This is a genomic window from Blautia hominis (genome assembly GCA_002270465.1).
GTDB lineage: Bacteria > Bacillota > Clostridia > Lachnospirales > Lachnospiraceae > Blautia > Blautia hominis.
Map to the genome: position 1 here is coordinate 1 of NQOF01000025.1, position 810 is coordinate 810.

An 810-nucleotide genomic window follows, 5' to 3' on the forward strand; every position below is an offset into this window, starting at 1 on the left:
CTTGTATGATGTTTATAGAAGCAAAAACAAGATATTCCTTTCATTTTTCTTATACTGTGGTTTAACACATTCAGATACCGTGGACTTTTGATTCTTTTCTGTAGCTTGCCTACTCGACAGGAGTATATTGCCGCCACTTCTATCTGGGTTGTTTATTAGCTGGATGTTGCCGGAGTGTTTTTACTCAGAGTACTTTTTTCAATCAAGTCTACGATGATAATTGTTGGCGGATATAACGGTATCAGACTTTATGAAAAGGAGGTACAACCTCATGATTTACGTAGGCATTGATATTGCCAAGTTTAACCACTTCGCCTCTGCGATCTCTTTAAAGGGCGAGATACTCATTGAGCCGCTCAATTTTACAAATGACTATGATGGCTTCTATCTGCTGCTTTCCAATCTGGCACCACTTGACCAGAACAGCATCATCATAGGTCTTGGATCAACGGCACACTACGGTGGCAACCTTGTTCTGTTTATTATCTGTAAGGATAAAGTGTGTGTACTAAACCCTTTATCAACATCGTCTATACGTAAGACAAAACAGATAAAGTTGATACGTTTGTTATTGCTATAACCCTTATGACACAGGATTCCTTAAGGTTTATGACCTTAGAGGATCTGGATTACATTGAACTCAAAGAACTTGGACGGTTCTGGCAGAAGACCGTTAAGCAGCATACCCGTTTAATACAGCGGACTTCTTGCCTTGATGAGGTCTTCTCCGAGCTCCAACACTTCCTTAAGTCCGGTGTGCATCAAAGTTCTGTCTATCCCCTCCTCAAGGAGGCTCCGACACCGAATGCT

At 41.2% G+C, this 810-nt stretch carries 1 pseudogene; it reads left to right on the forward strand.

The annotated features are described in order from the left end of the window. Positions 1-271: 271 nt before the first annotated feature. Positions 272-810: pseudogene (locus CI595_RS27280) on the forward strand (IS110 family transposase); the annotation flags it as partial.